The sequence below is a fragment of the Pseudomonas sp. ICMP 3272 genome (genome assembly GCF_001466905.1).
In the GTDB taxonomy this organism is placed as follows: domain Bacteria; phylum Pseudomonadota; class Gammaproteobacteria; order Pseudomonadales; family Pseudomonadaceae; genus Aquipseudomonas; species Aquipseudomonas amygdali.
On record NZ_LKEK01000001.1, the window covers coordinates 247,035 to 272,987 of the forward strand.

Annotated in this window: 30 protein-coding genes and 1 pseudogene; 25 read left to right on the plus strand and 6 right to left on the minus strand. The window is 56.9% G+C overall.

From position 1 onward, the window contains the following. The first annotated feature begins 7 nt into the window (after positions 1-7). The 9 genes from AO068_RS01200 (at position 8) to AO068_RS01240 (ending at position 5,651) form a co-directional block, all read left to right on the plus strand. On the plus strand, positions 8-244 hold the full coding sequence (locus AO068_RS01200; RefSeq protein WP_020309374.1) for a hypothetical protein: 237 nt from the start codon (positions 8-10) through the stop codon (positions 242-244). After that, on the plus strand, positions 241-615 hold the full coding sequence (locus tag AO068_RS29135; protein ID WP_058407422.1) for a hypothetical protein: 375 nt from the start codon (positions 241-243) through the stop codon (positions 613-615). Before AO068_RS01200 ends, AO068_RS29135 begins: the two co-directional genes overlap by 4 nt. Continuing rightward, positions 612-854, plus strand: a complete 243-nt coding sequence (locus AO068_RS01210; RefSeq protein ID WP_058407423.1) for a pyocin activator PrtN family protein — start codon at positions 612-614, stop codon at positions 852-854. Before AO068_RS29135 ends, AO068_RS01210 begins: the two co-directional genes overlap by 4 nt. 49 nt (positions 855-903) lie before the next feature. After that, positions 904-1,254, plus strand: coding sequence for a hypothetical protein (locus AO068_RS01215; protein ID WP_003342461.1), 351 nt, complete (start codon positions 904-906; stop codon positions 1,252-1,254). A 43-nt stretch (positions 1,255-1,297) separates the two neighbouring features. Further along, positions 1,298-2,107, plus strand: a complete 810-nt coding sequence (locus AO068_RS01220) for a DUF2303 family protein (protein ID WP_058407424.1) — start codon at positions 1,298-1,300, stop codon at positions 2,105-2,107. 73 nt (positions 2,108-2,180) lie between these two features. Further along, positions 2,181-2,684 (plus strand): hypothetical protein, encoded by a 504-nt coding sequence (locus tag AO068_RS01225; RefSeq protein WP_058407425.1) that lies wholly within the window; start codon positions 2,181-2,183, stop codon positions 2,682-2,684. Then, a complete protein-coding gene (locus AO068_RS01230) occupies positions 2,681-4,714 on the plus strand; it encodes a DNA cytosine methyltransferase (protein ID WP_058407426.1) in 2,034 nt (677 codons plus the stop codon). Before AO068_RS01225 ends, AO068_RS01230 begins: the two co-directional genes overlap by 4 nt. Beyond that, positions 4,711-5,331 carry a hypothetical protein gene (locus tag AO068_RS01235; protein WP_235592550.1) on the plus strand — a complete coding sequence of 207 codons (621 nt, stop codon included), beginning with the start codon at positions 4,711-4,713 and terminating at the stop codon, positions 5,329-5,331. Before AO068_RS01230 ends, AO068_RS01235 begins: the two co-directional genes overlap by 4 nt. Then, positions 5,328-5,651, plus strand: coding sequence for a hypothetical protein (locus tag AO068_RS01240; protein WP_058407427.1), 324 nt, complete (start codon positions 5,328-5,330; stop codon positions 5,649-5,651). The genes AO068_RS01235 and AO068_RS01240 overlap by 4 nt, the downstream gene beginning before the upstream one ends. A 123-nt stretch (positions 5,652-5,774) precedes the next feature. On the opposite strand, the gene AO068_RS01245 is transcribed toward AO068_RS01240, so the two are convergent. Continuing rightward, on the minus strand, positions 5,775-6,806 hold the full coding sequence (locus AO068_RS01245) for a hypothetical protein (RefSeq protein WP_058407428.1): 1,032 nt from the start codon (positions 6,804-6,806) through the stop codon (positions 5,775-5,777). 414 nt (positions 6,807-7,220) lie between these two features. Continuing rightward, complete coding sequence (locus AO068_RS01250; protein WP_058407429.1) at positions 7,221-8,219, minus strand: tyrosine-type recombinase/integrase; 999 nt, start codon at positions 8,217-8,219, stop codon at positions 7,221-7,223. Between the two features lie 360 nt (positions 8,220-8,579). Between AO068_RS01250 and AO068_RS26355 the strand changes: the two genes are divergently transcribed. The 4 genes from AO068_RS26355 (at position 8,580) to hopZ3 (ending at position 11,166) form a co-directional block, all read left to right on the plus strand. After that, the gene (locus AO068_RS26355; protein ID WP_227449389.1) at positions 8,580-8,882 is read left to right on the plus strand and encodes a phage major capsid family protein; all 303 of its coding nucleotides are present in this window, start codon (positions 8,580-8,582) and stop codon (positions 8,880-8,882) included. After that, positions 8,863-9,069, plus strand: a complete 207-nt coding sequence (locus tag AO068_RS01255; protein WP_058407430.1) for a hypothetical protein — start codon at positions 8,863-8,865, stop codon at positions 9,067-9,069. Before AO068_RS26355 ends, AO068_RS01255 begins: the two co-directional genes overlap by 20 nt. 397 nt (positions 9,070-9,466) lie before the next feature. Beyond that, on the plus strand, positions 9,467-9,934 hold the full coding sequence (locus AO068_RS01260; protein WP_058407459.1) for a type III secretion system chaperone: 468 nt from the start codon (positions 9,467-9,469) through the stop codon (positions 9,932-9,934). Beyond that, positions 9,931-11,166: a type III secretion system YopJ family effector HopZ3 gene (hopZ3, locus tag AO068_RS01265; RefSeq protein WP_058399598.1), complete on the plus strand. Its 1,236-nt coding sequence runs from the start codon at positions 9,931-9,933 to the stop codon at positions 11,164-11,166. Before AO068_RS01260 ends, hopZ3 begins: the two co-directional genes overlap by 4 nt. 262 nt (positions 11,167-11,428) lie before the next feature. Here the strand turns inward: hopZ3 and AO068_RS01270 are convergent, their stop codons facing one another. The 4 genes and pseudogenes from AO068_RS01270 to AO068_RS01280 form a co-directional block, all read right to left on the minus strand. Beyond that, entirely contained in the window at positions 11,429-11,758 is a 330-nt protein-coding gene (locus AO068_RS01270; protein ID WP_058407431.1) for a hypothetical protein, read from the minus strand. After that, positions 11,664-12,085 (minus strand): annotated as a pseudogene (locus AO068_RS29140) (hypothetical protein). Before AO068_RS29140 ends, AO068_RS01270 begins: the two are co-directional and overlap by 95 nt. A gap of 193 nt (positions 12,086-12,278) precedes the next feature. Next, on the minus strand, positions 12,279-14,585 hold the full coding sequence (locus AO068_RS01275) for a type III effector HrpK domain-containing protein (RefSeq protein ID WP_058407432.1): 2,307 nt from the start codon (positions 14,583-14,585) through the stop codon (positions 12,279-12,281). 73 nt (positions 14,586-14,658) lie between these two features. After that, positions 14,659-15,213, minus strand: coding sequence for an RNA polymerase sigma factor (locus AO068_RS01280; protein ID WP_058407433.1), 555 nt, complete (start codon positions 15,211-15,213; stop codon positions 14,659-14,661). A gap of 243 nt (positions 15,214-15,456) precedes the next feature. Here AO068_RS01280 and sctW point away from each other — a divergent pair, with 243 nt between their 5' ends. From sctW to sctU, 12 genes are read left to right on the plus strand one after another with little or no spacing between them, the layout of a single operon-like run. Next, entirely contained in the window at positions 15,457-16,563 is a 1,107-nt protein-coding gene (sctW, locus tag AO068_RS01285; protein WP_058399594.1) for a type III secretion system gatekeeper subunit SctW, read from the plus strand. Then, positions 16,560-18,647 (plus strand): type III secretion system export apparatus subunit SctV, encoded by a 2,088-nt coding sequence (gene sctV / locus AO068_RS01290; protein ID WP_058407434.1) that lies wholly within the window; start codon positions 16,560-16,562, stop codon positions 18,645-18,647. Before sctW ends, sctV begins: the two co-directional genes overlap by 4 nt. A gap of 33 nt (positions 18,648-18,680) precedes the next feature. Continuing rightward, entirely contained in the window at positions 18,681-19,655 is a 975-nt protein-coding gene (sctD, locus tag AO068_RS01295; RefSeq protein WP_058407435.1) for a type III secretion system inner membrane ring subunit SctD, read from the plus strand. After that, positions 19,652-21,001, plus strand: coding sequence for a FliI/YscN family ATPase (locus tag AO068_RS01300; RefSeq protein ID WP_058399592.1), 1,350 nt, complete (start codon positions 19,652-19,654; stop codon positions 20,999-21,001). The genes sctD and AO068_RS01300 overlap by 4 nt, the downstream gene beginning before the upstream one ends. A gap of 2 nt (positions 21,002-21,003) precedes the next feature. Beyond that, positions 21,004-21,450 (plus strand): YscO family type III secretion system apparatus protein, encoded by a 447-nt coding sequence (locus AO068_RS01305; RefSeq protein ID WP_005778280.1) that lies wholly within the window; start codon positions 21,004-21,006, stop codon positions 21,448-21,450. A 6-nt stretch (positions 21,451-21,456) separates the two neighbouring features. Further along, a complete protein-coding gene (locus AO068_RS01310; RefSeq protein ID WP_058407436.1) occupies positions 21,457-22,029 on the plus strand; it encodes a type III secretion system HrpP C-terminal domain-containing protein in 573 nt (190 codons plus the stop codon). Beyond that, positions 22,026-22,742 carry a hypothetical protein gene (locus AO068_RS01315; RefSeq protein WP_058407437.1) on the plus strand — a complete coding sequence of 239 codons (717 nt, stop codon included), beginning with the start codon at positions 22,026-22,028 and terminating at the stop codon, positions 22,740-22,742. Before AO068_RS01310 ends, AO068_RS01315 begins: the two co-directional genes overlap by 4 nt. After that, complete coding sequence (locus AO068_RS01320; protein WP_058407438.1) at positions 22,732-23,121, plus strand: FliM/FliN family flagellar motor switch protein; 390 nt, start codon at positions 22,732-22,734, stop codon at positions 23,119-23,121. The genes AO068_RS01315 and AO068_RS01320 overlap by 11 nt, the downstream gene beginning before the upstream one ends. Continuing rightward, the gene (gene sctR / locus AO068_RS01325) at positions 23,118-23,771 is read left to right on the plus strand and encodes a type III secretion system export apparatus subunit SctR (RefSeq protein ID WP_057430737.1); all 654 of its coding nucleotides are present in this window, start codon (positions 23,118-23,120) and stop codon (positions 23,769-23,771) included. The genes AO068_RS01320 and sctR overlap by 4 nt, the downstream gene beginning before the upstream one ends. Positions 23,772-23,778: 7 nt before the next feature. Next, positions 23,779-24,045, plus strand: a complete 267-nt coding sequence (sctS, locus tag AO068_RS01330) for a type III secretion system export apparatus subunit SctS (RefSeq protein ID WP_002552413.1) — start codon at positions 23,779-23,781, stop codon at positions 24,043-24,045. Continuing rightward, the gene (sctT, locus tag AO068_RS01335; protein ID WP_058407439.1) at positions 24,046-24,840 is read left to right on the plus strand and encodes a type III secretion system export apparatus subunit SctT; all 795 of its coding nucleotides are present in this window, start codon (positions 24,046-24,048) and stop codon (positions 24,838-24,840) included. It begins immediately after the preceding gene. Further along, positions 24,837-25,916, plus strand: a complete 1,080-nt coding sequence (gene sctU / locus AO068_RS01340; protein WP_058407440.1) for a type III secretion system export apparatus subunit SctU — start codon at positions 24,837-24,839, stop codon at positions 25,914-25,916. Before sctT ends, sctU begins: the two co-directional genes overlap by 4 nt. Positions 25,917-25,953: the final 37 nt, after the last annotated feature.

The window sequence follows — 25,953 nt, forward strand, 5'->3', positions numbered from 1 at the left end:
TCTTGGCATGAAGCCACGGGCATTTCGAGCGAAGTTGCGCGAAATCGGCGTGCTGACCCAGGCAGGCGAGCTTGCACCCAAGCACCGCGACCATGGCTACCTTTACGAAGATTCACGCAGTCGCTGGAACAAGAACATTCACGCCTACAGCCACTATGCGGTGGTGATGGTCAAGGAGGCAGGTGTTACCTGGCTTTCGGACCAGCTTGGCATCACCTCCACGAAGAAGGACGCCGCAGCATGACACTGAACGCAATTACGCACGCCGTAGGCGCGCTGAAACTGGTTCCGATGCACCTGAACCACCCAACCATCGTGAGCCGCTCGACGCTGATAGGAGCCACGTCAGAGGCACTTAGCATGCTGGACGGTTTGCCGCCTGTTACAGCCGAATTGGCAGAGGTATTCCGGGCTGTGGACGCTGTACTGCTTGAGGGTCAAGTTGCGTATGTGACACCCACACGCTGCCCAGAGCGCCCATATGGCGCAGTGGTAGCGGACGCAGAGGGACGGCTTTGCGCGACTGCAACCGGCAAATCGAAAGAGGGTCTCGCGGAACTGATTCGCTTCCAGTTGGTGCCCCAAAAGGAGGGGCACGGGGAGGATGCTGCGTGAGTGAGACGTTAAGTCAGCTCCGGGAGGAGTTCGCCACGCCCTGCCCCACGCTGGGCACTGTGCGAGAACGGTACTTCTCGCACATATCAAGTGATCGTTACCTGCTTCGCAAGATCAACGCGGGCCGCATCAACCTCAAGGTTACTCGGCTGGGCGGATCGAATAAGGGCCAGCCAGTGGTCTACCTGCACGACCTGGCGATCTATCTCGACGCACAGGCCAAGTTGAAAGCGGCCTGATTCAAAGGTGGTCACTGCCTTCCAGTGACAACTACCAGAGGCACAGGACATGAAACCCACGGACACAGCCGAGTTCATTGGCGAACTCAACGCAGGCGTCTTCGCGAACCAGATCGGCCACGCGCTCTCCGAGGTAGCCGCAGGCGTCGTTGACAACAAAAAGGTCGGCACCGTAACGCTCACGTTTTCGCTCAAGCAGATTGCTGACAGCCACCAGGTCACTGTCAACCACAAGCTGGCCTACAAAGTGCCAACCAAGCGCGGCAGCCGCACCGAGGACACCACCCTCGACACGCCAATGTACGTTGGCGAAGGCGGTCGTTTGACTCTGTTCCCCGAAACACCTGCGGCAGACCAGATGTTTGATCGCAACGCCGCCCCCGTCCCAGCCAGATCGTAATTCAACGCTATTCCATACCTCTCACCACAGCAGGAAATGATTCATGGAAGCCAAAGCAATTCAGTTGATTCAAGACACCGCCGTACTTGCAAACGCCAAGGCGCTGGACACCTTTACACCTTCAATCGCCCTACCCGCGACCGTGAATGTTGTCAGCCTGGAGAAGTTTCAGCAGACCCGCAGCCGGTTTCGAGGCGTGCTTGAAACTTCGTCGTTAAAGGACTTCAGCGAGTACGTGCAGAACCAAGCTGATGGCAACACATCGGGCTTCGTTAATAGCGCCGACATGACGTGCAGCGTCTTCTTTAACCTTGGCAATCAGGACAACCCTGGGCACGGAGATTTTCGCGCCAACCTCACCCTGAAGAAGACTGCCGCATTTTTGGCTCTAGAACGCGCAGCCGGGTCCAAGCACACTCAAAAAGAGCTGAGCGACTTCATTGAGGACTGGGCACCGAACCTGACAGCGCTCACCCCGGACCGCGCCGAAATCGATCTGCGCCGAGCTGCTGGTGCCATTCGCTCGATCACCATCGAGCAGGCCCGCAAAAGCGAACACATCGTCGGCGACATGAGCGCATCCCGTTCGGCGATGGATCAGATCGAAGCCAAATCGGCAGACGGCCTACCCGCTGAGCTGCTGTTCAGCGTGATCCCCTACGAAGGCCTGCAGGCTCAGACCATCCAGTTGCGCGTTGCAGTCCTCACTGGGGGCGACCAGCCCGTGCTCCGGCTGCGTTGGATCGGCGAGGCTCAGCTGCGCGAAGACCTGGCGCAAGAATTCAAACAAGTCGTAGCAGAAGAAGTGGGCGAAGCAATAGACCTCACCATCGGCTACTTCACCTTGGCATAACCAGCCCGCGTAAGCCCGTCGCCGTCCTCTCACCACCGATCCGGCGACGGGCTCATCCACAAGGACACAGCACATGCACGCACAGCACTTCATCATTCTGGTCGGCCTAGCGGTCTGCTTTCTGCTCCTCACCGTCTTCATCCAGAGAGCAATCAAGCGGGCATTACGCAGGTCGTACTGGGCAGGAAAATCCGCGGGTATCGCCGACAGCAGCGCACGGATGGATGCATTGAATGCAGACATAGCAACGCTTGCACGCCGCCGCGAACGCGACCGCAAAGGGTTTCTGCACACTATCGAACTCAAAAACCTCACCATCAGGCATCTGGAGGAGCAGTTGAACTCGCGCAGCACCGGCTCGCTCACCAAAGCCGATCTCCAGGTTCTGTCAGACACAGCCATCGCGCTGGGGCTGGCCCATAAAACGTGGGTGCACGTCAAAGGCACAGAGCCATGGCGCACTCGGGCAACAAACCAACTCCAGGAGCTGAACGCCATAGTGCTCCGAATCCTTGGCGAGATTCGCGACAGCAACAAACCGACCGAAAGCCCGATTGTCGTGGAGGAGGCAGCATGACCTCACTCAATCGCCCACCATTCGATTTTAAAACCCAATACAGCCTGGGCTTCAACGCGCAAGACGACGAGATTGTTGTCGATTTCTTCTGCGGAGGTGGCGGCGCTGGTACCGGGCTGGAAATGGGTCTCGGCCGAAAGGTCAGCGTGGCCAAGAATCACAGCCCGGCAGCGATCAGCATGCACACCGTGAATCACCCGGGTGCGAAGCACTTCACGACTGATGTATTCGACGGCGATCCGGATACGGAATGCGGCGGAAAAGCCGTGGGCTGGTTCCACATGAGCCCGGATTGCACCCACCACAGCCAGGCCGCTGGCGGACAGCCACGCAAGCGCGAGATCCGCAATTTGTCTTGGATCGGTTTGAAGTGGGCAGGCAAGAAGCAACCCCGCGTCATCAGCTTGGAGAACGTGAAGCAGATCCTGCAATGGGGACCGCTGGTAGCCAAGCGTTGCAAATCAACCGGCCGGGTCGTGAAGCTGGGCGGCGGCATTGCAGCGCCAGGCGAGGTTGTGCCGGTCGACCAGCAGTTTCTGGTGCCAGACCCAGCGCGGCGTGGCCAGACGTGGGCAGTGTTCGTGGCCGAGCTGGAGCGCCTGGGCTATGCCGTAGAGTGGCGTGTGATCCGAGCGTGCGACTTCGGCGCGCCTACCAGCCGGGAACGTTTGTTCATGATTGCCCGGTGCGACGGCCAGGCAATCGTATGGCCAGAGCCGACACACGCCAAGCGTCCTACTAAAGGCCAGAAACCTTTGAAGACCGCCGCCGAGTGCATCGACTTTTCCGACCTCGGCAAAAGCATCTTCGAACGCAAGAAAGACCTGGCTCCAGCCACCCTGCGCCGAGTAGCGAAGGGCATGAAAAAGTTCGTCATCGACAATCCGACGCCCTTCATCGTACCGATTGCGAACTGGTCAGGCGAGACGGTGCAATCGGCCAACGAGCCGCTGCGCACGGTGACATCATATCCAAAAGGCGGCGCATTCTCGGTGGTCAGCCCGGTCATCGCACCAGCGACCCACCATGGGAGCGACCGTGTCAACGATCCGCTGGAGCCGTTGCCGACAATTACCTGTGCCAACCGTGGCGAGCTAACGCTGATCAGCCCCACCCTGATCCAGGCTGGTTACGGCGAGCGCGAAGGCCAACAGCCCCGCGTGCCGGGTATCGATCAGCCATTAGGGACGGTCGTTGCCGGTGGCGTTAAGCATGCGCTGACAAGTTCAATTCTGGTGGGTGCAGGCGGGCCAGTTTATGCAGGCAAGCCAGTAGCAACTGATCAGCCGGTCGGTGCTTTGATGACGAGGAATCACCGTGCGGTGGCCACTGCATTCATGGCTCAGATGAACGGCGGCTTCAACACGACGCACGCCAAGGGTGTCGACGAGCCGATGACAACGGTCACCAACACCGGAAGCCAGCAGCAACTGGTGGCCGCAAACCTGGTGCATCTACGCGGCAACTGTGATGCGCGGGACGTGAACGATCCTCTATACACCATCAGCGCCGGCGGCCAGCACCACGGCTTGGTCACTGCGTTCATGGAGCGGCAGTTCGGGGCCAGCGTCGGCCAGCCGCTTGACGAGCCTGCGCCTACCGTCACGGCCGGAGGCGGAGGTAAAAGCTCTGTCGTATCGCTCAGACTCTCCCCAGAGCATCAGGAAGGCGCACTGCGCGTAGCCGCGTTCCTGATCAGCTATTACGGAACCGAGAACGTCAGCAGCGCGGGCGAACCAGCGCCCACGATCACGACCAAGGATCGCTTGGCGCTGGTCACCGTGATGGTCAAGGGTACGCCCTACGTGATCGTAGACATCTGCCTTCGAATGCTCAAACCGCCCGAGCTGTACAAGGCCCAAGGCTTTCCGGCCGACTACGTCATCACCCACGGCGCCGACGGCAAGCCATTTACCAAGACCCAGCAGGTGCATATGTGCGGCAACAGCGTCAGCCCTCCGCCGATGGCCGCACTGGCCAAAGCAAACGACCCATGGCGGCAGATCGAACTCTGCAGGGAGGCAGCATGAGCCGCACCGGAGCGCGTGACAGAGCGCGCAAACAGCTCACCGAAACTTTGGCGCTCATGAGTGACTCCGTGGCTCTTCTTGCCAAGTCGCGCTCGCTAATCGAGCACATCGATACACCGGACGCAGTTCAGTATCTTGCAGATCTGGAGGCTTTTTGTTCCCGCCCGTTTCCAGCACAGGTCGACCAGCACCCAGATAACCAAGCTGTTGATGCGTTCGCTGCCGCTATGAAAACCAAGCTTGCCGAGGCTCGCGCTAAAGGCCGTCATGGTTGGAGTGAGTCGTGGGTACAGGACAAGCAACTGGCCGAACTGATGGTTGGGCACATTCCCAAGGGCAATGCTGGCAATTTTGAGGACATCGCGAACTTCGCCATGATGCTGCAGCAACGGGGCGCACATCCAATGGAACTGACATTGGCTTTCAAAAAAGTGTATCAGCAGGCCGAACCGGTCGCCTGGGATGTTCTCTCAAGTCGTGGAAGCTGGTGCAAAACCGTGAGAGGGCGTGAAACCGCCAAGGCTGCAGAACAGCGCGGCTTCACAATAGAGCCGCTCTACCGTTCCGCACAGCCCCACAGCGTAATTGCTGACGGGCAGATGGAGAAATATGTATGAGTAACCTAAGCACAGATCCTGAGAGTGCGGACTTGCTGCTGACTCTCCGAGCCTTGGTGACTGAGTTGAGAGCAGCTAGGGTTTCAATTGATGACGAGTTGTGGACCTTCGATGACATCGCTCAGTACATGAAGCTTTCTCAATACACGGTAGAGAGGCGTGTTGTCGTCCAACCTGGGTTTCCCGATGCACTCCAACCATGTGCCTCCGGCAAAGGCACCAAAGCAGTCAAGCGTTGGTTTGCAGGTGAGGTGATCAAGTGGGCACGACAGAACCGTGCCAAACTTCCAGTTGCACGCGGCACTCGACGCGCAGCGTGATCAACTGGGTAGCCGCACTGACTTGACCTCCCTTTGAAGCGTTCTCGTACCGCAAGTTTCCTAGGTCGGCACTATATGGAAATGGATAGAGGCGCTCCAAAGGTTTCTAAACATGTAATAGAATTATGGTTTTTTAAGGCTGCTGATCACCTTGGCTATCGAGTCGACAGCGTCGTAAACACTGGGAGGGGTATTAAGGTCTGCAGAAAGTTCGCTGAACACAAGATTTTCAAATTTGGCCAAAGTTGTTCTATCCATATCTTTAGCGCTATTCGCATACTCGTTTACGAACGCGCACATTTCATGCCGTAAATAAAGTTGCAGCATATGATTCTTGGCGATTATCCATTGCCCGTATACTATTCGAAAGTAGTACAGCAACAGTGCTTCTAGCGCTATGGAAAAGGTAAAAATGGAGATTGAGGAGATCGTGATCGTTACTTTTTCGTCAAGAAAGTTTTGAATGAAGCTTGTCGTTCCTAAAAACAAAAACAGAATGGGAACAAACAAAGTAGCCAGCGCAATCCAAGTCAGATTTTTGCGTAGGCCGTCACGTTCAGTACGTTTTTCTTTAAGCATTTTATCAAATGCGTTGCCAAGTCCGAGATAGTTTGTCGCGTCAATTACCCCTTGATAACGATCTTCACTTTCTTTAACTCGCACGCCCCACTGGCTGAGAGATATTTCCCACTCTTCAACCTTTTGAAAAATAGCATGAATACGATTTAGCCTATCGGTCTGCGGATGGAGAATCGCAGTAATCGGTATCCCAAATCGAATTTGATCAACCTTCTTATAGTCTATTTCTTTAAACTCCGGAAACAAGTAAAAAAGAACCATATCACTACTATTGTAGTCAGACGAGCCTCCGTAACTAAGCTCCCTTAAATATTTCGCCGAAAGAAAGTGACCCTCTTCTAAATTTTCAATACTGAACGGCACATAACTGAATGCATGTTCAATTTTCCTACGGTGATCACCAAAAAAATCTGAACCATCAGCCGTTCGAGATACATCTCCTTCTTTATTCAAAAACCAAATCATTTGATCAGCCAATTTAGATAAATAATCAAACCTGGCACTCCCCTCAAATGATCCAGATAGAGCCCTGATACTCGCCAAGCAATTATCGCGAAACCCCGTACTAAAATACATACTTACTCCTTATGATAAACTTTAAACAACATCAAAAGCTCGACGCGCAAAATACTGCCGCTAATGAACAAGGGGGAATTATAAGCTGAGTGCAATCGCCGCGTTGATATTTCTAAAAATACTTTGTGCCCTAAGCACCCGATCGGCAGCAGACAGTGGTACGTGATGTGATTGCTTCCTGCACCTCCGACCCGTAGATTTTCAGGACACATCCGGATCAGGCATACACATACGCTCGCCTTCTGGAACATACGTTCAGTAGCACAACCCACCCCGGCAGCAGAGACAATTGTGCTGCTGATCGCATATCCGACACGCGCTAGACGACTGCGCTTCGATCGCAGCGGGAGAGTAATGTAGATGCTTGCTAAAATGAAATGCAGGTTGGTGATCCATCAAAATGCAATGTCGTTGTCAGTCGAGCCGCGCAGCCATCTCGGTAGCAGTAGCGTTGTAATAGACCATCAACGAGCGCGGATCCTTATGCCCAGTGATCCGAGCTAGATCCAGCACATCGACTTTACGTGCAAGCCGGGTTGTCGCTTCATGTCGGGTATCATGGAAATGAAGATCCACAATATGTAACTCGTCTCTGATTTTTCGAAACATAGCATCAGCAGACGCAGAGCTGAGTCTGAACACATGGCTATCGCCTGATCGCTCGCCCACAAGCACTTCCAACAACTCGCCTGCTCGCCGCGTCAACGGTACGTTGCGGCTTTCCCCATTTTTGGTCATTTCCAATCGGACGTACCTGTCCTTTATAAGGACGTCTTTGACCTTCAGGCCAAGAATCTCACCCTGTCTCATTGCTGTTTCAAGTGCCAGCAAAAATGCATAGGCCAGCTCCTGCTGCAGAGTAACTGGCGCAACACCTTCGATGAACCCTAAACGGGTGGTGAGGGCGCTCACCTCAGACAAAGATACGCGACGATCTCTCGGCCTGCCATTACTTGGGCGTTTAACTTCGCGCACAGGATTGATCGTGCAGCACTTCCATTCTCGCTTAGCAATCTCAAAAACGGACGACAATAAAGTCATATCGCGTCGGACTGAGGGACTAGACACCTTTTTCAGCCTGAGATCACGCCACTCAGCGATCTGGTCAGCAGTGATGTTACCGATCAGCTCACCCACGAACGTCATCTCGTTGTCCATCTTATCCAGGCGCAGTTCTTCCCAACGCTGACCGGCCTTTGTAGTCGACACATCGCGCTTGTATCGTCTCAACGCGTCCGATAACGTCATTTGATTGCCAGCCTTCGGCTTTCCACTTCCTGCTAAGATTTCTGCTTCACGATGCGTTGCCCATGCAACGGCAGCTGCTTTCGTTGCAAAGGTCTGCGAGTCACGGATCCCTAGCTTGACTACCTCTGCTCGCCATCCCCCACTGCGCTTTCGATACGACGCCACGTCCGCCCCCTATTGGCGTAAATTTGGCGTAAAGACTACCACGCCAATGCAACCCGATGCCCCTAGCTGCACATCTTCTAACGGAGAAAAATCAATAGGAACAATCAGTTGCACCCATAAGCAACTTATAGCAGTTTTCTGTGTAATGCTTTAAGATTCCCCCTCGGGGCACCACACATAATTATCTAGCGTTGCTCAAAACGCCCAGATAACCAGAGAAACCGGCCACTGAGCCGGTTTTTTTGTGCCCAGCATTCCCAGTGATTCCCTTGTAAGCCCAGTTTATTGTGAGTAGATCGAGTTCGGTCCAGATTTCTACTCACACCCTGACGGGAAAATCCCCCGCCAGCGCCACCGAACCTGTGGGGTACGCCGGTAGTTGTCACCATGGGAATGCCCGAGGGTAGAGCGCTGATTCTCGACACCACCTCACTGCTTGATCGCCAGGAAGTGGCGGTTGAGGCAAGCCGGATGGACGGCGACAACTTCCGCCGCAACCTAGTAACGATCCTCGCTGAACTGCGCACCGGCCTCGCCGTGTACGCCCCATCCTCGATGCGTCTGGTGTCCCTGACCCCAATTGCCCCTCAACCACTGGCTGGATCGGGTCGATGCGTCGAACCGGTCCGCGAGGACTGCAAACATGAGCATCACCAAACCTGAAACGCTACCCAAGCCGATTCAGCGAGCGCTAAACCAGATCGCTCACAGCCGGTCCCTGCTCTATCAGGCAGCCTGCCGCGATCAGATCCGGAAGGAAATCGACACGCTACTGGCCAGAGGCATGAGCCATCAGGACGCGATCGAGGCGCTGCGGGCCTGCCCGCCGACTCTCGACCCGGACTACTAGGCCAAGTGGTTGCCAACCCCACCGATTTGGTACGAAAACAGCGATTCTGGCAGCGAATGAGGGATTCAAGGCGCTGAAAAACGCCGTTGACGGATTCGCTGAAGAGCTTGCCAGGCTGGACCGATTAGGAATGCCCTAGCCGCCGTCGCCAAGATTCCGGCCATTACAACGGCTGAAATCAGTTCAGCTTAACGTACTTTAAAATCCTTTTTCTGAGGCGCCCCTAAAAGATCCTTCATTGAGTCGATCAATTCCTGGGGAACTGACTGAAGGCCTCAACCACTCAACGATCAGTAATAGGGCACCAGGCCAGCCGGTCAGGACCTGGCCATGACAGGGCGAGGTTTTGCATCGATAGCGCCTGATGCACAGTCTCCTGACCTGCAGAGTTCCGATTATGACGATACAAGACTTGCTGAATGCGTTGGCGATAAGGCTTGAAAGTGGACCGCTTTCTCTGGATGCGAATCACCTATGCTGTCTGAAGGTCAACGAACTGGACATGACGCTGGAACGGATTGAACAGCAAAATACGCTGTTTGTTTATCTGTGCGTGGGCACGCTTTCTACTCCAGCCAGCAGCACACTTCTGAGCGATATTCTGGCCGCCAACCTCTTTCATTATGGCTCCAGCGATGGTGCGGCCTTCGGGCTGGACGAAAAAAATAATGAAGTGCTGCTTTTTCAGCGGTTTGATCCGTTACGGATTGATGAGGATCACTTTGTCAGCGCCTGCGTTCAGATGATCGAAGTGGCGAAAATATGGCGGGCAAAGTTACTGCATGGCCATTCTGCTCCGCTCGCCTCCTCAACCAGGCTGACGAAAACCGGTTTAATGCTAACCATGGCGGGGACTATTCGATGAATATCTCAGGTCCAAACAGACGTCAGGGGACTCAGGCAGAGAACACTGAAAGCGCTTCGTCATCATCGGTAACTAACCCACCACTACAGCGTGATGAGGGCAGACGTCTACGACGTCAGGATGCGCTGCCAACGGACATCAGATACAACGCCAACCAGACAGCCGCATCACCACAAAACGCGCGCGCGGCAGGAAGATATGAATCAGAGGCCAGCTCATCCGGCGCGGATGATACTCCGCAAGCTGAGGGTTCAATGCCTTCGTCGTCCGCCCTTTTACAATTTCGCCTCCCCGGCGGGCGGAACCATTCTGAGCTGGAAAATTTTCATACTATGATGCTGAACTCACCGAAAGCATCACGGGGAGATGCCATACCTGAGAAGCCCGAAGCAATACCTAAGCGCCTACTGGAGAAGATGGAACCGATTAACCTGGCCCAGTTAGCTTTGCGTGATAAGGATCTGCATGAATATGCCGTAATGGTCTGTAACCAAGTGAAAAAGGGTGAAGGTCCGAACGCCGATATTACACAAGGAGATATCAAGTTACTGCCGCTGTTCGCCAAAGTGGAAAATACAAGAAATCCCGGCTTGAATCTGCACACATTCAAAAGCCATAAAGACTGTTACAAGGCGATAAAAGAGCAAAACAAGGATGTTCAAAGAAACAAGCAATCGGTGAGTATACGGGTTGTTTACCCTCCTTTCAAAGTGATGCCAGACCACCATATAGCCTTGGATATCCAACTGAGATACGGCCATCGACCGTCGATTGTCGGGTTTGAGTCTGCCCCAGGGAACATTATAGACGCTGCAGAAAGGGAAATACTTTCAGCATTAGGCAACGTCAAACTCAAAATGGTAGGAAATTTTCTTCAATACTCGAAAACTGACTGCACCATGTTTGCGCTTAATAACGCCCTGAAAGCTTTTAAACATCACGAAGAATATACCTCCCGTCTGCACAATGGAGAAAAGCAGGTGCCTATCCCGGCGACCTTCTTGAAACATGCTCAGTCAAAAAGCTTAGTGGAGAATCACCCGAAAAAAGATACCACCGTCACTAAAGACCAAGGCGGTCTGCATACGGAAACGCTATTACACAGAAACCGTGCCTACCGGGCGCAACGATCTGCCGGTCAGCACGTTACCTCTATTGAAGGTTTCAGAATGCAGGAAATAAAGCGAGCAGGTGACTTCCTTGCCGCAAATAGGGTCCGGGCCAAGCCTTGACTCACGTCCTCTGAAAAAACGCGCCTTATGGTTGGCGCGTTTTGTCCGAGGACAGGTGTTCGAGAAGAATAAAGGTTGTCATCTCACGAGGCAGGAGGAAAGAGTCGAGGCTCGGCTTGCTCAGCAAACGAAAAGCTGGCGTAACGGGTTTGGCCAGCCCCCTATTGGAGCCGGGGCCGTGTATCGCGGCCTCAGGTCCACTGCAAGACGAATCAGGTTATAGAAAGACGTGCGTCACTTTGCTGAAAGAGCGCCAACGCTGTCAGGACTGCCGAATAAAAGTCCGCAGATCACGCACACGCAACTCAGCGTTTATATCCTGTAGCGCCTCAAGACTCAGCGTATTCAAGGGCGCACCATTGGACATTTCCGAGACCTGCTCAAGAAGATTATTGCGAAACCTATCAACAGCTGACGCATCCAGATACTCGGCTTTCTCTTTCTTGCTCGTGTTCAGCCTTACAAGCAGATCCTCAGGCAGCTTTATATTCTTGAGCTCACATCCCAGAGACAGCGTTACAAGATCCCCAAGGCTTCTGATCTCCACGTCCTTGATTGCCACCGTCTGCCTCCCCGGCCAGGCGATGCTCATTTGCCTTGTACATGAACCTATTATTCTTGCCCGGTATAGAGGTACTGATCTCATGGGCAGAAAGACCTTTGACTTTTTCGAATCCTAAAACCAAGGGCACCACCGTCCCACGATTCAGCAGGCTGTTAAAATGCGGATCAGGCCATCGGGCCACACCTACTAACACCTGCTGGTAAGGCATCAATCTGCTCACTTGGGGCCCTGAAGCTCACCGCACCTTGGCGTCCTGGCTCGTTGATGGACTGAGGATGCCTCTGGAGAGTTTGTATATGATGCGCGAAAGCTGTCCGAAGAAATGACAGATGCTTTTGACGATACGCAACCCATCGGGCTCACCTTTTAACTATTTAATTTAATGTCAGGCCTGACAAAAGTCCGATATTTGTCAAATAGCCTCGGTTTTTTTAGCGTCTAGCGCTAACGCTTTCCATAAACTTTTATGCTGCCGATTAAACAGCTCACACGGATCGGTAAAAAACGAAGGCTCAGCATTCAAGGCATCTGAGCCGACTCAATTCAATCAATGCGCCCTGGCAATCCCGAACTGGTCCAGCACCGGGTCAACGTTATGATCGAACGCCTTCTGCGCCTTGTGCTTCTTGACCGCATCAATGATCGCCGAGATACCGAAGCCCAATGCCATGGCGCCGTCGATGGCCCAGCCGATAACCGGAATCGCAGCACCCAGTGCCGCACCCGCAGCAAGCCCGGTGGCTTCGCCGGCGACCAGGCCGACAGCGCGGCCGATCATCTGCCCGCCCAGACGCCCGAGACCGGCAGAGGCCTCGCGGCCCATCATCTTCGCCCCGGCGTCGACCCCTCCCTTGATCGCCTCGGCGCCCAGCTTCGTGCTGTCGTAAATGGCCTGCGTCGCGCCAAGCTTGTCGCCGTTGGCGAGCATGGTGGATACCGATGCAAAGCCCATGACTGAATTCAGCACCTTGCCACCCGCCCCGGCATCAGCAAGCTGAGCCAACAGCGAAGGGCCGCCCTCTTCATCGCTTTTGCCTTCCAGCAACTTGCGACCTTTTTTGGAGTTCTGCAGCTCATTCAATGTGCTGGTCGTGTAGTTTTCATGCTCGCCTTCAACGAAATCAGCGGGCAGCACACTTTCATAGGCCGCTTTCTGGTTGTCTGCGGTTTGCAGGGCTTCGCTGGCATCGGCCTTTTTCTGGCCGAGCAATTGTTTCAATGCGCCGCCTTCGCTGAAGTTGCGAACGTACGAATCGGCAATAGACGATTGCAGATCAGGTCGATTGCTGACCACTTGCTCGGCCGTCGGCACTTCGGCATCGGGAAACAGATCTTTCTGCAGTTGCAATTGCGCCGACAGACCGCTGATAGCGCCGCTGTAATCGGGGTTTGGCTTGTGCTTGTCGACCGCTTTGTCCGCTGTCGACATGTCGGTCTGCAGCGCCTTGCCGCTGTTGACGTTTTCAGCTTGCTCGGCCACCGCTTTTTGCAGCGCGCTATCGCTGCGCACCAGTTTGCGTTCCTGCTCGGGAATGCTTTTGTTGAGGTAAGCCTGAACGTCGGGATCGGCCTGTAGCTGAGCGATTCTTTCGTTGAGGCCAGCCTCGGTTTTTTCAGTGTTGCGCAAGCCGCGACCGGCGATCACGCTCTGCTGGGTTTGCTGCAACTTGACCATCACGGCGGCTTTCTGCGCGCCGGTGTAAGACTTGGGTTTATCGAAAACACCGGCGTCCAGCTTGCTGATGTCGATACCCGCTACAGAATTCAGGGTCGCCGCATCGCTGAGCATGCTGGCGAACTGGCCACCATTGGTGGGCGCACTTTTCCTGATCCATTCGCTCATGTTTTTCGCGTCAAACAACTGGTCGGGACTGTGCGCAGCTTTCTTGCGCCCGGTCATCCCCGCCTCGTCCACCTGGCTGAGAAAGCCCGGCTGCGACCACGTGCTGCAGGATTGCTTGAGCGTACCCGACAACCCGGGGTTATTTTCAGCCAGACCTTTCAAGTCGTCGGCACTGATATTGCCGTCCACGTCGGTCTTGTCAGTCGCACCGACCGCATGATGCGGGTCAGCGGCCACCGTCAGCGGCATATTGGCTCGCATCACTGCGGCATTGCGCACCATTTCCAGGGATTGAGGATCCGCATCGGGGTTGTCCTCCATGTATTTGCCCAGGTCCTTGTCGGCCGCGTCCGCGGCCTTTTCCATATTTTTGGCGAACGCCTTGAGGTCTTTGTTGGTGATTTTGCCATCTGCGTTGCCGCCATCCTTACCGACGTCCACAGCCGTCTTCAACGCAGGGTTGGCGTTGATGAACGCCATAGCCTTGTCAGCATTGGGGCCGTGCTCTCTGGCCATCCAGGCGGCCGCAATCGGTCGGTTGAGTTCTTTGGCCGCCTGCTCGCGCTCTTCGGGCGGCAGGTTGGCAACCATCGGGTCCCAGCGCTTGAGGGCCTCGGGCGAAGAGTATTCGGAGTTATCGAGAAACGCGGCATCGGTAGCGCTTGGGGCGTTTGCCGGGTCGGAGGCAGCCGCCGCAGGTGACGCGCTCGCGGTTGACGAGACCGACGTCATCGGCGACACCTGATCACTGTCCTGATCGATGCTGGAGGTACTTTCGCTACTGCTGCTGCGAGTCAGCAGACTCATCAGCGATGAGCCGCTTTGCTCGGTATCGGAAAAGGAAGATGTATTGTCGTTGGCCTGGCCGAACTGCACAAAGGCCTGACCACCACCTGCGCTGCTCTGCGTGAGCGAGGCCTTGGCTAATGGCGTCTCAGCAGCCAGTTCGCCAGAGGTGGGTTGATTCACGATGCTGCCGAGGGCAGGACTGGGAGAACTGGATATACGCATGGTTGCCATCCAAGTGGTGAGGGATGGCAACTGTGTGGTTTTGCGTGCGAGTTGGTTCCAGACAGATATCCACTCAGGCGAACGGGTCAATCTGCTGCTTCAATTGCACCCGCGCCCGGGACAGTCGCGAGCGCACAGTGCCAATCGGAACGCCGAGCGTGTTCGCCGTATCCTGATAATTGCCATCCATCTCCAGCGACACTTCCAGGACTTTTTGCATGTTCGACGGCAAGCAATCGATGGCTGCGATGACGCGTGCCAATTGCCTGTGTCCATCTACCTGATGAGTGATATCGCCATTCCATTCCAGCTCTGAATGAACGTCGTCTTCCCAGCTTTCCTGATAGGGCTGGCGATACATTTTGCGGAAGTGATTGCGGATCAGGTTCAGCGCAATGCCACACAACCAGGTTTGCGGTTTGCTGGCATGTTGAAACTTGTGCTCGTTGCGCAGGGCCTCCAGAAATACGCATTGCAGGATGTCATCGACATCATCCGGGTTCATTACGCGTTTCTGAATGAACGCTCTGAGCATCTGTATCTGATCAGCCGTCAGTTGACGGATACCGGCAGACGAAGAGTCATTACGTGGCGGGGTTGCATCAAGAATCACAAGGTTGGGAAACATGGGCTTACCTTAATTTAATGGTGTGCAAGCCCTATAGCGATAACCGTGCCAGCCAAAATACTTATTTAAGCTATTGATTTATATAACTATTTTAAAATATGTAATTCTTTGTAATACATTTTTTTGCGCAACGCCGTTTTTATCCCTACAGCTTTTGGCACAAACGCGTCAGCCCCTTTTACAAGGGAACCGAATCCTGGCCAGGCCCCACTCAACGGTCATGACCAGGCTCAGAACCGTCCTATGAAAATCGTCGCCCCGCCTATATTGCCAACCCACACGGTCACGCCGATTCGCGCCGTCACGCCCGCTGCGCGAGCGATTCCCGGCACCCTATCGTCGGAAAAAGGCACGTCATCGCAACAGGTCTCGCGCTTCGCCGCAGCACTGGTGCAAAACAGCCGGATACTGCGCCAGCGCGAACTGATCGCAAGCAGAAATGCACTGCAGTCGCGGGCCGTCAAACTGGGTGAGCTCTATCAGTTGTTGATGAGCGCCAACGACACCGGGCTGGATAATGCCGCGAGGCTGCTGCGCAAAAAACTGCTGCAAGAGAACGACACAGAACTGGAACAGGTTCTGGAATTTGCCGATGGCGATGCGGCCAAGGCCCACGTGGTGCTGCAAGCAGCGCGCAAACAGGCTGAGGACGATGGCGCTGAAGGCGAGTACGTGGCACTCACCCAAACGCTGAAACAGCTGCGGCGCAAGTTCGGACCACACGCACGGGCGGGCATTAATACTGCCAGGGCGTTCGGGCGGCAGAACGTCGACAACAAACGCCGAGCCGCATTGCGCAACCTGTATGGCGTAGCGGTTTCCGGGCAGCCAAACGTGACCGGCCTGATCGAAGCCTTGATCAACGAGCAGGAAGAGACCGGAGACTTCGACCTCAACCTGCGCGACATGCGTAGAGCCATTGCCGACGATCTGTCGGCGATTACCCCTTCTGCATCTCATGAACAGCTGCGCACGTTGATGCACGGGCTGACCACGGCACGGCACGTGACGACGTTGTTGCGCGGTTGTGAACACCTGCTTGGGCGCATGCGCAACAAGAACCCTGACCTGAAGGTGGATCCGCCAGCCTTTCTCAAACACTTGCTGACCCTGACGGCCAATGGAATGAACGTGAACCAGACCCTGCAACTGACTCAACACATCGGCGGTGCCAGGCTCAAGAACCAGCTGGCGTTTCTCAATGGCTTGCGGCCGATGCTGATGCAATTGCCCATCCTGCTCTGGAAGGACATGAAAAGCCGTCAGGCTGCTCTGAATAACCTGCTCACCCTGATGGCAGAACTGACTCAACAGGAACAGAAACAGCTTTTTGAGGGACTTGCCGGATGAATCAAGTCATCAACTTTCTGAACATGATTGCGCTGTCGGCCATGCGCCGGTCAGAGCTGGTTGGCGCATTCTTCGTCATCGCCATTGTCTTCATGATGATCACCCCCCTGCCCACCGGGCTGGTTGATGTGTTGATCGCGGTGAACATCTGTATCTCTTGCCTGCTGATCATGCTGGCGATGCATTTGCCAAGACCGCTGGCATTTTCGACCTTTCCGGCCGTGCTGTTGCTGACCACCATGTTTCGTCTGGCACTGTCGATTTCCACCACACGATTGATCCTGCTCAATCAGGACGCCGGGCACATTGTCGAAGCCTTCGGCCAGTTCGTGGTGGGTGGCAACCTGGCGGTAGGCCTGGTGATCTTTCTGATCCTGACAGTGGTCAACTTTCTGGTTATCACCAAAGGTTCGGAACGGGTTGCCGAGGTCGGCGCACGGTTTACGCTGGACGCGATGCCCGGCAAGCAGATGTCCATCGACAGTGACCTGCGCGCCAACCTGATAACCGTTCAGGAGGCGCGCAAGCGTCGCGCCGAGCTGAACAAGGAAAGTCAGTTGTTCGGAGCCATGGATGGCGCGATGAAGTTCGTCAACGGTGATGCCATTGCCAGCCTGATCATCGTTGCCATCAACATGATCGGCGGTATTTCCATCGGCGTGTTGCAGCACAACATGAGCGCAGGCGATGCGTTGCAGCTGTATACCGTGTTGACCATTGGTGACGGCCTGATTGCACAGATCCCGGCGCTGCTGATCTCCGTGACCTGCGGCATGATCATCACCCGTGTACCCAATACCGAGGCTGGCGCGGAGGCCAACATTGGCCGTGAAATCGCCGAACAGATCACCAGCCAGCCCAAGGCGTGGATCATCGCCGCAGTGGCCATGCTCGGCTTCGCGGCCCTGCCGGGCATGCCCACGGGAGTGTTCATCACCATCGCGATCATCTGCGGTGCCGGGGGCATGCTGCAGTTGCAACGGGCAAAACCCAAGCCCGACGAACAACGCGCCACTGCCGTCGCCCCGGAAATGAACGGCAAGGAAGACCTGCGTACCTTCTCACCCAGCCGGCAGTTCGTCCTGCAGTTTCACCCAGGCCAGGACAGCGCACAGATAGAGGCACTGATCAGCGAAATACGTCGGCGACGCAATAGACTGGTGGTGCAATACGGTCTGACCCTGCCGTCGTTCATCATTGAACATGCCGATCATCTTCCTCCGGACGAGTTTCGCTTCACCGTCTACGACGTACCCATGCTCAAGGCGACATTTACCCAGTCCCATGTCGCCGTGGACGCCCGCCAACTCGGTGGTGAAAACCTCCCGGCGGCGATCCCTGGCAATACCGACCGCCAGGAAGATCAATGGGTGTGGTTGCCTGCCGAGCAATGCGATGAGCTGAACCCGGTCAGCGCCATGACTCTGATTGTCGAACGCATGGAACGCGCATTGCAGTCCTGCGCGCCGCAGTTCATCGGCTTGCAGGAGACCAAAGCCATCCTCAGCTGGCTGGAATCCGAGCAGCCGGAGCTCGCGCAAGAGATACAGCGGGTGCTCACGCTGACGCGCTTCTCGGCGGTTCTGCAACGTCTCGCGTCGGAGCGCGTACCGCTCAGGGCAATCCGGCTGATCGCCGAAACCCTGATCGAGCATTGCCAGCATGAACGCGATACCAACGTGCTGACCGACTACGTGCGCATCGCGCTCAAATCGCAGATCTACCACCAGTATTGCGGTGCCGAAGGCCTGCAAGTGTGGCTGCTCACGCCGGAAAGCGAGGGCTTGTTGCGCGACGGTCTGCGCCAGACACAGACCGAAACGTTCTTCGCACTGAGTAACGAGATCAGTCAGATGCTCGTGCAACAAATGAATATCGCATTCCCGGTGCGCGCGCCCGAACAGGCGGTACTGCTGGTCGCGCAGGACCTGCGCAGCCCGCTGCGGACCTTGTTGAGGGAGGAGTTCTATCACGTTCCCGTACTGTCTTTCGCAGAAATCAGCAACGCGGCCAAGGTCAAGGTAATGGGTCGCTTCGATCTTGAAGACGATCTTGAGCCAATGGACAACGAGCACGCAGCTTGAGCCTTTCAGGCTTGAGCAAAGGGAGACTTTCAGATGTTTGAATTACGCGTACTGAACGGTCAGCACCAAGGCGCAGCCTTGCCACTGGTGGGCGAGCAATGGTCGATTGGCTCTGCCGCGCAACACGATCTGGCACTGGACGACGCGGGTGTGGAAAGCCTGCACTGCCGCCTGCAACGCCTGGACGACAGCTGGACACTGAACGCTGAAGAAGGCGCGGTGTGCGACGAAGAAGGTAACGCCCGGCCCAGCATTGACCTGACACTCAACACTGCGTTCATGTTGGGTTCAGTGTGGTTGTGCGTTTCGCCCGCAGACGATGAGTGGCCTTCAGTGCCAGCAGTCATCCCGAAACAGCCACAGGCTGACCCCGAGCCAGCACGCAATGATGTGCCGCTGAAAAAGGTCAAGTCGCGCTCGCAATTGCTCAACCGTACCACAGGGATCATCGCCGGTTTGCTGGTGGGTGTCATCGGCAGCGCCTGGAGCCTGACCCGCCCGCCCGCAATTGCAATGGACCAAGGCCCCGGCCACATGGCCTCGGTCACAGCAGAGGCACCGGCAGAGACATCTCCAACACCGGCAAAGACCATCAAACCCGCGGCCGACAAACGCATACGCCTGACCAGCGCGGAGGCAGTCCGCCATCAGTTGGGCACCATGCTCAGCGACCGGCTGCTGACCGATGTCAGCGTGGAGGAAACAGCCGAGGGGCTGGTGCTTAACGGTGATCTCAAAGAGGAATCCCTGCTGGTCTATCAACGCATGCTGCAGCGTTTCAAGGACCGCTATGAATCGCCGGTGACGGTGTTCGACAACGTCGCCAGCACACGTAGCGCCCTGCCCTTCGTGGTGGTTCAGATCATGACCGGCCCGCATGCGCATCTGGTGACTGCAGACGGCCGCCGTATCTATGTGGGTGACGAAGTGGATGGCCTGCGCCTGACGCGAATCGACAATCAGCGCCTGCAATTCGACGGCAATCGCCACATTGAGGTGAACTGGTGAATGCTGCACTGAGCCAATGGAAAGACACCCACGCAGCGCGCTTGCGTGACTACAGCGCCGTGCGCGTCAGTGGCCGGGTCAGTGCAGTGCGCGGGATTCTGCTGGAATGCAAGATCCCTGCTGCCAAGGTGGGCGATCTTTGCGAGGTGAGCAAAGCCGACGGCAGTTTCCTGTTGGCTGAAATAGTCGGTTTCACTCAGGAATGTACGCTGCTCAGCGCCCTGGGCGCACCCGACGGAATTCAGGTCGGGGCTCCGATCCGCCCGCTGGGCATCGCCCACCGGATTGGCGTTGACGACAGTTTGCTGGGCTGTGTTCTGGATGGCTTCGGACGTCCGCTGCTCGGTGATTGCCTCGGTGCTTTTGCCGGACCGGATGATCGTCGCGAAACACTGCCGGTGATCGCCGACGCCTTGCCACCCACCCAGCGCCCGCGCATCACCAACGCCCTGCCCACCGGGGTACGCGCCATCGACAGCGCCATCCTCCTGGGCGAAGGTCAACGTGTGGGGCTGTTCGCCGGTGCTGGCTGCGGCAAGACCACACTGATGGCCGAACTGGCCCGCAACATGGGCTGCGATGTCATCGTCTTCGGGCTGATCGGCGAACGGGGCCGCGAGCTGCGCGAGTTTCTCGACCATGAACTGGACGCAACCCTGCGCGCCCGCTCGGTGCTGGTCTGTGCCACCTCTGATCGTTCAAGCATGGAGCGCGCTCGCGCAGCGTTCACCGCGACCGCTATCGCCGAAGCATTCCGCGCACGAGGCCAGAAAGTGCTGTTGCTGCTCGACTCCCTGACCCGGTTTGCCCGTGCGCAGCGTGAGATCGGGATTGCCTCGGGCGAACCGTTGGGGCGTGGCGGCCTGCCACCCTCGGTGTACACCTTGCTGCCACGCCTGGTCGAGCGCGCCGGCATGAGCGAGAACGGCTCGATCACCGCCCTCTACACCGTGCTGATCGAGCAGGACTCGATGAACGATCCGGTGGCGGATGAAGTGCGCTCATTGCTCGACGGGCACATCGTGCTGTCCCGCAAGCTGGCCGAGCGCGGGCATTACCCTGCCATTGACGTGTCCGCCAGCATCAGCCGGATCCTCAGCAATGTCACCGGCCGCGAACACCAGCGAGCGAACAATCGTCTGCGCCAGCTACTGGCCGCCTACAAGCAGGTGGAAATGCTCCTGCGTCTGGGCGAATACCAGGCCGGGGCAGACCCGGTGACCGATTGCGCCGTGCAACTGAATGACGCCATCAACGAATTTCTGCGCCAGGACCTGCGTGAACCGGTGCCCTTGCAGGAAACCCTGGACGGGTTGTTGCGGCTCACCTCCCGACTGCCGGAGTGACCATGGACGACACACTGGAAGACGACCCACAGCGAGCAGCACTTGAGCAGGTGATCGGCTTGCTGACCCCGCTGCGCCAGCATCGTCAGGCGAGCGCTGAACGGGCCCATCGCCACGCGCAGGTGGAACTGAAATCGATGCTCGACCACTTATCAAAAACACGGGCATCGTTGGATCAGGAACGTGACAACCACAAGCGGCGTCGCGAGGGCCTGTCTCAGGAACACCTGGAAAAGACCATCAGCCTGAACGATATCGACCGATGGCATGAGAAAGAAAAACACATGCTCGACCGCCTGGCCTGTATTCGGCAGGACGTGCAGCAACAGCAATTGCGGGTAGCCGAACAGCAGGCGTTGCTTGAGCAGAAGCGCCTGCAAGCCAAAGCGTCTCAGCGCGCGGTCGAGAAACTCGCCTGCATGGAGGAGACGCTCAACGAAGAAGGTTAAGTGACGATGACCGCACCGATCAAACACCCGGCCAAAGCGCCAACGGCACCACCCGTAGTGCATGCCACGCCGCCTTCTGCGCCCGCGCAGCGCGCACCGGACAAGGCTGATGAGAATCCACCGGCTTTTGGCAGTACAACGCGTACCGACATGCCGAAGGTCCGCTTCGCACAAAACCGTTCGGCGACAGAGACACCGGAGAGCGCCGACGGCCTGTTCTTTTCCCAACTGCTGATACCTCAGGTCGGCGAAGAGCCTGATCAGCAAGGCTTCGGCGGCAGCAGCATCGCCCTGCCCGAGCACGCCGAAAATGTACCGACCCCATTGATCGACGAGCTGGCGCAGCGCTTGCCCGAACAGCCCGCCGGCCCGCTGGCGTTTACCCTGCTGATGCCCAGCCTGGGGACAGTACGCGTCAATGCCGAAAAAACCGAACACCGTTGGAGCATCCAGCTGGGCTTCGCCCGTCGCGACGTTCTGAAACGTTTGCAGGGTCATACCGGCGCATGCCGTGATTCACTGTCGCGGGCACTCGGCCATGACGTTGAGCTGGACCTGCATGAAGATCTTGCAGCATGAGCGCGCTGCGTCTGCGCAAGGTCGATGCCCTGCTGGCTAAGGCCACGCGTGAGCTGGGTGCCGGTCAAAGCCTGGGCTTCAGCGCCGCAGGTCAGGACGCCGAACTGACCCTGTTGCCACTGCTTGCCGACACAGGCGAACCGGCAGGTGCTGTCTGGCTGAGCACAGCCGTCGGCCCCCTTTTGCTCAGCGACGCCGAAGCGCTGCTCAGCCTGCTGGGCGATATCCCCTTTACGCTCGGGGGCGAGCAACAAGCCTGGTACTGGCAGCTGTTCAATCAACGCCTGAGTCCGACCATTGCCCGACTGCTGGCACCGATCGAACCCCTGCACAACAGACCGCACGCACTCACCCTGGGCTGCCGGGTTCAGGTACAGCGCGGTGGTGAGCAGCTTCACGCGCACTTGCATGCCACGCCCGACACACTGCTCAGGCTGCTGCAATCGGCGCCCTGGCAAGCCCGCATGCGCACTGTGGATGAGTCCTGGTCAGTGGCCAGCCCCCTGATCATCGGTGAAATGTCGCTGACCCTGGAACAAATCGCCTCGCTGCGCCCCGGTGACGTGGTGCTGCCCGCCCACTGCCAGTTCGACAGCGCCGGTCAAGGGTTCCTGAGCCTGGCAGGACGGCAATGGGCGGCACAGACCGACCAGCACGCGCAGCGTCTTTTTTTGCGGCTCAGTCATGAGGAGCACCGCCACCATGAGTACTGAAGATCTGTATCAGGAAGATGTCGAGATGCTCGACGACTATGAAGACCCGTCGACTGAACAGCACTGGTCCGAAGAAGACGACGGCGAGCCATCCGGGTATGCGACGACCGAACCGGACGATCACGCAGCGCAGGAAGAACAGGACGAGCCCCAAGCCCTTGATTCGCTGGCGCTGGACCTGACCCTGCGTTGCGGTGAACTCAGGCTGACCCTCGCCGAACTGCGCCGGCTGGATGCCGGGACCATCATTGAAGTCACCGGCATTTCGCCGGGGCACGCGACACTGTGCCATGGCGAACAGATGGTGGCCGAGGGCGAGCTGGTGGATGTCGAGGGGCGCCTGGGTCTGCAGATTACCCGCCTGGTGACCCGCTCATGATCATGGAGGGCGTAAACCCGATCATGCTGGCGCTGTTTCTCGGCTCGCTGTCACTGATCCCCTTTCTGTTGATTGTCTGCACCGCCTTTCTGAAAATCGCCATGACCCTGCTGATCACCCGCAACGCCATTGGCGTTCAGCAGGTGCCGCCGAACATGGCCCTGTACGGCATTGCCCTGGCCGCCACGATGTTCGTCATGGCCCCGGTGGCGCATGAGATCCAGCAACGGGTCCATGAACACCCGCTGGAACTGGGCAGCGCCGACAAGCTGCAAGCCAGTCTGAAAACAGTGATCGAGCCACTGCAACGCTTCATGACCCGCAATACCGACCCGGATGTGGTCGCCCATCTGCTGGAAAACACCCAGCGTATGTGGCCCAAGGAAATGGCCGACCAGGCCAACAAGAACGACCTTTTGCTGGCGATTCCGGCCTTTGTGTTATCGGAGTTGCAGGCCGGTTTCGAGATCGGCTTTCTGATCTACATTCCCTTCATCGTCATCGACCTGATTGTTTCCAACCTGTTGCTCGCACTGGGCATGCAGATGGTCTCGCCGATGACCCTGTCGTTGCCGCTCAAGCTGCTGCTGTTCGTGCTGGTGTCGGGTTGGTCCCGACTGCTCGACAGCCTCTTCTATTCCTATATGTGAGGCGGCCATGGAAGCGTTGGCGTTGTTCAAGCAAGGCATGTTTCTGGTCGTCATCCTGACCGCTCCGCCGCTGGGTGTCGCCGTGCTGGTCGGGGTGCTCACCTCGCTGCTGCAGGCACTCATGCAGATTCAGGATCAGACGCTGCCGTTCGGCATCAAACTCGGGGCGGTCGGGCTGACCCTGGCCATGACCGGCCGCTGGATCGGCGTCGAGCTGATTCAGTTCATCAATATGGCCTTCGACCTGATTGCACGGTCCGGGGTCAATCACTAAATGCCCTTCGACGCCCACGAAGCGTTCCAATTCATGCTGGGCATGGGTCTGGCGATGGCGCGCCTGCTGCCGTGCATGCTTCTGGTGCCAGCCTTCTGTTTCAAATACCTGAAAGGCCCGCTGCGCTATGCGGTGGTGGCCGTGCTGGCGATGATCCCGGCCCCCGCAATCAGCCGCGCGCTGGGTTCTCTTGACGATAACTGGTTTGCCATCGGCGGCCTGATGATCAAAGAGGCGGTACTGGGGACGCTATTGGGGCTGTTGCTGTATGCGCCGTTCTGGATGTTTGCCTCGGTCGGTGCCCTGCTCGACAGTCAGCGCGGGGCGCTCAGCGGTGGCCAGTTGAACCCGGCACTCGGTCCGGACGCCACACCGCTGGGCGAATTGTTTCAGGAAACCCTGATCATGCTGGTGATTCTCACTGGCGGCCTTTCACTCATCACTCAGGTCATCTGGGACAGCTACAGCGTCTGGCCACCGACTGCCTGGCTGCCGGGCATGACCGCAGGTGGCCTGGATATCTTTCTGGAACAGCTCAACCAGACCATGCAGCACATGCTTTTGTATGCCGCACCCTTCATTGCCCTGCTGCTATTGATCGAAGCCGCCTTTGCGATCATCGGTCTGTATGCACAGCAGTTGAACGTATCGATTCTGGCCATGCCAGCCAAAAGCATGGCTGGCCTGGCATTTCTGTTGATCTACCTGCCAACGCTGCTGGAGCTGGGCACCGGTCAACTGTTGAAGCTGGTTGATCTGAAGTCGCTGCTGGCGCTTCTGGTGCAAGTGCCGTGAGTGAAAAAACCGAAAAGGCTACCCCCAAACAGATACGCGACGCTCGCGAAAAAGGTCAGGTGGGGCAGAGTCAGGACCTTGGCAAACTGCTGGTGCTGATGGTCGTCAGTGAAATCACCCTGGGCCTGGCCGATGACAGCGTCGACCGATTGCAATCCTTGCTGGCGCTGTCTTTCAAAGGTATTGACCGGAGCTTTGCTGCATCCGTCGAGCTGATCGCCAGCGAAGGCCTTTCCGTGTTGCTCAGCTTCACGTTATGCAGCGTCGGCATGGCCATGCTGATGCGCCTGGTCAGCAGCTGGATGCAGATCGGCTTTCTGTTCGCGCCCAAGGCCTTGAAGCTGGACATCAACAAGATCAACCCCTTCTCGCATGCCAAGCAGATGTTTTCCGGGCAGAACATCCTCAACCTGCTGCTCAGTGTCCTCAAGGCTGTCGCCATTGGCGCGACCTTGTACATGCAGGTCAAGCCCGCGCTTGGTGCTCTTATCCTGCTGGCCAACAGCGACCTGACGACGTACTGGCACGCATTGGTCGAACTCTTTCGCCATATTTTGCGCGTGATTCTGGGGTTGCTGCTAGTCGTCGCCATGGTCGACTTCGCCATGCAGAAATACTTTCACGCCAAGAAGCTGCGCATGAGCCACGAGGACATCAAAAAAGAATACAAACAGTCCGAAGGCGATCCTCATGTCAAAGGCCATCGTCGACAACTGTCCCATGAAATCCTCAACCAGGAGCCCAGCACCGCCCCCAATCCGGTGGAGGAAGCGGACATGCTGTTGGTCAACCCTACGCACTACGCGGTGGCGCTGTATTACCGGCCAGGCGAGACGCCTCTACCGCTGATTCATTGCAAGGGTGAGGACGAGGAAGCGCTGGCGCTGATTGCGCGGGCCAAAAAGGCCGGTATCCCGGTGGTACAGAGCATCTGGCTGACAAGGACGCTGTACCGCGCCAAGGTGGGCAAATACATCCCTCGCCCCACGCTGCAAGCTGTCGGGCACATCTACAAAGTGGTTCGCCAGCTGGATGAAATCACCGATGAAGTGATTCAGGTTGAGGTGGAGCTTTAGGCTGGGAGCTGCAAGCCAGGCGTAACAGGTGCTTATG

Bases quoted from the DNA above. Each gene is read 5' to 3' on its own strand.
- AO068_RS01200 (WP_020309374.1), top strand. From the start codon at position 8: ATGAAGCCACGGGCATTTCGAGCGAAGTTGCGCGAAATCGGCGTGCTG.
- sctV (WP_058407434.1), top strand. From the start codon at position 16,560: ATGAATCAAGTCATCAACTTTCTGAACATGATTGCGCTGTCGGCCATG.
- sctD (WP_058407435.1), top strand. From the start codon at position 18,681: ATGTTTGAATTACGCGTACTGAACGGTCAGCACCAAGGCGCAGCCTTG.
- sctW (WP_058399594.1), top strand. From the start codon at position 15,457: ATGAAAATCGTCGCCCCGCCTATATTGCCAACCCACACGGTCACGCCG.
- AO068_RS01225 (WP_058407425.1), top strand. From the start codon at position 2,181: ATGCACGCACAGCACTTCATCATTCTGGTCGGCCTAGCGGTCTGCTTT.
- sctT (WP_058407439.1), top strand. From the start codon at position 24,046: ATGCCCTTCGACGCCCACGAAGCGTTCCAATTCATGCTGGGCATGGGT.
- AO068_RS01245 (WP_058407428.1), bottom strand. From the start codon at position 6,806: ATGTATTTTAGTACGGGGTTTCGCGATAATTGCTTGGCGAGTATCAGG.
- AO068_RS01320 (WP_058407438.1), top strand. From the start codon at position 22,732: ATGAGTACTGAAGATCTGTATCAGGAAGATGTCGAGATGCTCGACGAC.
- AO068_RS01215 (WP_003342461.1), top strand. From the start codon at position 904: ATGAAACCCACGGACACAGCCGAGTTCATTGGCGAACTCAACGCAGGC.
- AO068_RS01235 (WP_235592550.1), top strand. From the start codon at position 4,711: ATGAGCCGCACCGGAGCGCGTGACAGAGCGCGCAAACAGCTCACCGAA.
- AO068_RS01305 (WP_005778280.1), top strand. From the start codon at position 21,004: ATGGACGACACACTGGAAGACGACCCACAGCGAGCAGCACTTGAGCAG.
- AO068_RS01275 (WP_058407432.1), bottom strand. From the start codon at position 14,585: ATGCGTATATCCAGTTCTCCCAGTCCTGCCCTCGGCAGCATCGTGAAT.
- sctR (WP_057430737.1), top strand. From the start codon at position 23,118: ATGATCATGGAGGGCGTAAACCCGATCATGCTGGCGCTGTTTCTCGGC.
- AO068_RS29135 (WP_058407422.1), top strand. From the start codon at position 241: ATGACACTGAACGCAATTACGCACGCCGTAGGCGCGCTGAAACTGGTT.
- hopZ3 (WP_058399598.1), top strand. From the start codon at position 9,931: ATGAATATCTCAGGTCCAAACAGACGTCAGGGGACTCAGGCAGAGAAC.
- AO068_RS01255 (WP_058407430.1), top strand. From the start codon at position 8,863: ATGAGCATCACCAAACCTGAAACGCTACCCAAGCCGATTCAGCGAGCG.
- AO068_RS01280 (WP_058407433.1), bottom strand. From the start codon at position 15,213: ATGTTTCCCAACCTTGTGATTCTTGATGCAACCCCGCCACGTAATGAC.
- AO068_RS01230 (WP_058407426.1), top strand. From the start codon at position 2,681: ATGACCTCACTCAATCGCCCACCATTCGATTTTAAAACCCAATACAGC.
- AO068_RS01260 (WP_058407459.1), top strand. From the start codon at position 9,467: ATGACGATACAAGACTTGCTGAATGCGTTGGCGATAAGGCTTGAAAGT.
- sctS (WP_002552413.1), top strand. From the start codon at position 23,779: ATGGAAGCGTTGGCGTTGTTCAAGCAAGGCATGTTTCTGGTCGTCATC.
- AO068_RS01270 (WP_058407431.1), bottom strand. From the start codon at position 11,758: ATGAGCATCGCCTGGCCGGGGAGGCAGACGGTGGCAATCAAGGACGTG.
- AO068_RS01240 (WP_058407427.1), top strand. From the start codon at position 5,328: ATGAGTAACCTAAGCACAGATCCTGAGAGTGCGGACTTGCTGCTGACT.
- AO068_RS01310 (WP_058407436.1), top strand. From the start codon at position 21,457: ATGACCGCACCGATCAAACACCCGGCCAAAGCGCCAACGGCACCACCC.
- AO068_RS01315 (WP_058407437.1), top strand. From the start codon at position 22,026: ATGAGCGCGCTGCGTCTGCGCAAGGTCGATGCCCTGCTGGCTAAGGCC.
- AO068_RS01220 (WP_058407424.1), top strand. From the start codon at position 1,298: ATGGAAGCCAAAGCAATTCAGTTGATTCAAGACACCGCCGTACTTGCA.